Here is a 3,615-nt window from a genome sequence, read left to right as displayed (position 1 = left end):
CTCATTGTCGCGGCGTCACTTTTTTTCGGGGATCAGTTTCTCGCTCTCCAGGCCGTTTCGTACGCCTCTCGCCGGCGACACTGAATCGGTGGATGTCGGGTGCCACGGCGGTGGGTTCAGAGACTCACCCAGTTTTGTTTCGCTTATTGTTTCGCCGAGCAGCAATGCCGCTCGCCCGCCAAGGCCGCTCGCACCTGGAGGGAWCATCCATGCAGGATTCTTCCCTTTTGAAACTGAGCTCCTCCGAGATGTCACACTTGAAAAGCTAGGAAAATCAACAGCGTGCGCGCAGAGGTTTCACAGTTGGGCGACCCCGTTCAAGGCTGCTGTGACCCCCGTCTTGAACGGCTGCTAACTGAAGATCCGAACAGCCGTTGTGTGCCCATAGCGGCTGTACACGCCATCCGTGCCCAGCCACACCCGCCACCGGGCCGATCTCCGATACCGAATCCACTCGAGACCGGAAATGCGTCCGGCCGCGGCGCCCGGCGAGGCTGCCGCACAAGCTGAGCGTTGTCATGGAGGCGGTTCGCTTGCGGAAATCGTAGGAAGCACCTGATCAAACGTCCAAGCGCGCGATGGCGCGCTCGATCCGGGCCTTCAGTGCGTTGGCGCATTGTTCATCAGCTAGGGCTCCAGCATGTAGGAGCATTTGTCTCGCCTCGGTCGGCGGTGCCTTTCGCGCTCGCAGCAACGCCAGATCGACCTGGATCCTGGCGTTCCAGAAGGATCCTTGTTTCGCGTAGCCGTGGAACTCCACGGCTTTCAGGAGCAGTGCTTCAGCCTGGGCTGGTGCCGTGGGCAGACTGCGCGCCAGGAATCCCAAATTGCCGCACACCGTTCGAAGCTTCTGCCTGAGGGTCACAGACGGTGGTGGGTCGATCAGTGATAGAAGGATCTCGGCCTTGACCGCCCGCTGCTGTGCACCCATGCGCACGAGTGCGCGTGAGTCCGGCGATGACCGAGACGTGAGTCCAGTTGAAATGGAACTGGATGATGGGTGTCTGTCCCTTGGGCGCCCAKGTGCGCACWCGGGTGGGGCGCTCGCTGATGCCGGACTCGTCCACAAAGACGATCAGCCGTCCTTCTCGCTGGGCTTTTTTTTAAGCGCCGGCCAGGTACTGCGTTTCCAACTGCGCACCGCATCTTCGTTGCGCTCGATGGCGCGCTTCTCAGGCTTTTGCACGCTGAAGCCCAGACTGCCCAGAATCCGCCAGATTTGCGTCTGGCTAAAGCGCACACCGTGCATGCGCTCRATGACAGCGCCCACCCGCCTGAGCGTCCACAGCTCGGTGGCAAATCCATGTTCGGTCGGGCTTTGCAGRATGGCCGCGCGCACGGCGGCCAATTGCCCCCCATCCARCTGGGCCGGACGCCCGCGCTCGGGCACGGCTCGAAGCGCATCRATGCCGCCTTCATCGAGCAGGCGCTTCCATGTGTACACGGTTTGCCGAGCCACCCCGACGGCCAGGGCCGCATCGGCGCAACTCTTGCCGGCCAGCAGCATYCGCCCCGCCCGCAATCGCTTCTTSGCCGCCTCGCTCAATCGCWTTTGCACCAYGCCAATATTCTCCAGCATTGTTCCTGGAGACATAACGCTCGATGCGCTCAGCGGTTGTCATGATTTACGAAAATATCAATAGTTCGAGAATTCCCCACCAACATCTGGAGGGGACCATGCTGATCTTCACGAACCGGGTGATGAAGGCTAGTTCAAACGAATCTTCCTTCGGGACGGCCTACAGCCAGGGATCGGAACGGCTCGGCATGGCCACGGTGGGCGCGAAGGCCGCCGGCTGGAGCGTGACCGCCGTCGATGACGACGTCGACCAGGCGGAAGCCAAGACGGCCTTGGACCCGATCTTCAAAGGGCCGCGCCCGGTATTGATCTACATCCATGGGAACAACAACACCCCGGCCAAGTGCTTCGAGCGATGCGCGAAACTGGAGGCACTCTACGGCGTCGAGGTCGTAGGCTTCTCATCGCCATCAGAGGGCTACCTGCCTGACGGTAAGGTGTATCCGGGCGTCGATCCGAGCGAGAGCGACGGCGACGAGGAAGAACTGGGCGTTGTGAAGGTCGGCAACCGCGAGCAATCCAAGATTCGCTCCAAGATCTACCGCTATCACCAGGCGAGCCTCAACGGAAAGCACTCAGCCGACGCACTGGCGCGCTTCCTGCGGCTGGTGGGTGCCGCGCGCCTGGATGCCAACGGGCAGTCGTTCACCGTCGCCGCCCACAGCCTGGGTGCGCAGTTCCTGCAATACACGCTAGACATCCCGGGCGCCACCGATTCGCTGTCCATCGCCCAGAACGTCGCGCTCCTGGCTCCTTGCGTCCGGGCCAGTGGTCATCGCAACTGGCTGGACATGATCAAACCCAAGAGCCAATTGTTCGTGACCTTCAACAAGGGCGATGTGGTCCTGGCGGCCGCGAGCATTGCCGACAATGGGTAGACTGGCGACACCCAGATGAAGCTGGGAACGGACCCCACGCCCGATCGCCTTCGCGTTCCTGCCATGCGCTACATCAGCTGCCCGGGCGCGAAGGTCGGAAGCGGCGGGCACGGCTATTTCGTGCAGAATAAGATGCCCAAGAAGATGAAGAGCGTCTTCGGCCGCATCCTTCGCTCGGAGCGGGACCTGCAACCCGGCGAGATCGACCGGACGGTGTACGGAATGAAGGGCGACGAGGACGGGCTGACCTGCTTCTTTAACGTGGAACCGTGAGGCCCACGGCTGCGCGTGAGTCACGCAGTCCATCGCATCGCATGGCGCGGCAGATGTTAGGAATCGACGATGAACATCCAGCAGTCCACCCGCAAGTACGAGGCTTGGCTGCGCGCCCAACTGCGCGACGAAGTCGTCGAGAAAGACCTGAAGAAGAAGCACGACAAGATGCGCGATAGTGCCTTCGTGTTTCTTTGCGCCAGGTACTGGCGCTGGGCCGAACTTATTCCCGCCCTCACCCCCTGCGGACCATTGCGCAGCGCGCACAGCAATTGAAACTGTCCGTACGCCGCCAGCGCCCAGTTGTCGAACGCGGCCCGTCAAAGCTGGCCAGCGCATTGAACAGACGTCTTATCGTGCGGTCCGAAACTGTTTTCGCGTCGAACACGTCGCCAGCCACAAGCACCGCGTCGACCTTGTGCAACGCCGCAAGTGATGCGAGCTCGAAGCTCAATGGGGTCGAAGACCCCGTGGACGACCGGAGCCGGGTATAAAATTACCACATAGCGTTTGCGAAGTCCTGCGCGATCACGTCGTGCTCGAAGTGCATCGACCGGATGTACCTCAACGTCTACGTGCCGCAGTTGCAGCGCATCGGGGGCGTGGTGTGGTACCTGCGTGGCCACCTGGGCCAGCGCTTCGCGTCGACGGCGGGGGTGGCCCCAAAGACCGAGGCGTTCGTAGCCAACATCGAGCGGTTCGCAGCCGACGCCGGGGTGGACCTGGTGAGCTTGCCCAAGCACCAGCGCAAGGACGACATCACGCAGCAGTACCTGCAGCAGTTCGACGCCGACGAAGGCGTGCTGTACGTCGGGCGGGCACAGGAGAAGGCCCGGGTGGTGCGCACCGAGCGTCGCCGCTGCGCGCGCACCGGCATGACCTACC

Annotated in this window: 4 protein-coding genes and 3 pseudogenes; 4 read left to right on the top strand and 3 right to left on the bottom strand. The window is 62.2% G+C overall.

Features of this window, described 5'->3' with window-relative positions; all coding sequences use genetic code 11:
• Nucleotides 1–559 precede the first annotated feature (559 nt).
• The gene (locus AC1DY5_RS47080; RefSeq protein ID WP_478121246.1) at nucleotides 560–931 is read right to left on the bottom strand and encodes a hypothetical protein; all 372 of its coding nucleotides are present in this window, start codon (nucleotides 929–931) and stop codon (nucleotides 560–562) included.
• A gap of 7 nt (nucleotides 932–938) precedes the next feature.
• Nucleotides 939–1,579 (bottom strand): annotated as a pseudogene (locus tag AC1DY5_RS47075) (IS630 family transposase); the annotation flags it as partial.
• A 23-nt stretch (nucleotides 1,580–1,602) separates the two neighbouring features.
• Between AC1DY5_RS47075 and AC1DY5_RS47070 the strand changes: the two are divergent.
• The 3 genes from AC1DY5_RS47070 to AC1DY5_RS47060 all read left to right on the top strand — a co-directional run bounded on the left by AC1DY5_RS47070 (nucleotide 1,603) and on the right by AC1DY5_RS47060 (nucleotide 3,006).
• Entirely contained in the window at nucleotides 1,603–2,457 is an 855-nt protein-coding gene (locus tag AC1DY5_RS47070) for an alpha/beta hydrolase (protein WP_478121245.1), read from the top strand.
• 63 nt (nucleotides 2,458–2,520) lie between these two features.
• Nucleotides 2,521–2,730, top strand: coding sequence for a hypothetical protein (locus AC1DY5_RS47065; RefSeq protein WP_478121244.1), 210 nt, complete (start codon nucleotides 2,521–2,523; stop codon nucleotides 2,728–2,730).
• Between the two features lie 69 nt (nucleotides 2,731–2,799).
• Complete coding sequence (locus AC1DY5_RS47060; protein ID WP_478121243.1) at nucleotides 2,800–3,006, top strand: hypothetical protein; 207 nt, start codon at nucleotides 2,800–2,802, stop codon at nucleotides 3,004–3,006.
• Between the two features lie 37 nt (nucleotides 3,007–3,043).
• Here the strand turns inward: AC1DY5_RS47060 and AC1DY5_RS47055 are convergent.
• Nucleotides 3,044–3,172, bottom strand: a pseudogene (locus tag AC1DY5_RS47055) (metallophosphoesterase family protein); the annotation flags it as partial.
• 115 nt (nucleotides 3,173–3,287) lie between these two features.
• Here AC1DY5_RS47055 and AC1DY5_RS47050 point away from each other — a divergent pair.
• Nucleotides 3,288–3,615, top strand: a pseudogene (locus AC1DY5_RS47050) (hypothetical protein); the annotation flags it as partial.

Source organism: Variovorax sp. P4_D9 (genome assembly GCF_056401695.1).
Note: the sequence above shows the minus strand (reverse complement) of the source record. Positions and strands in the feature narration are given on the sequence as shown.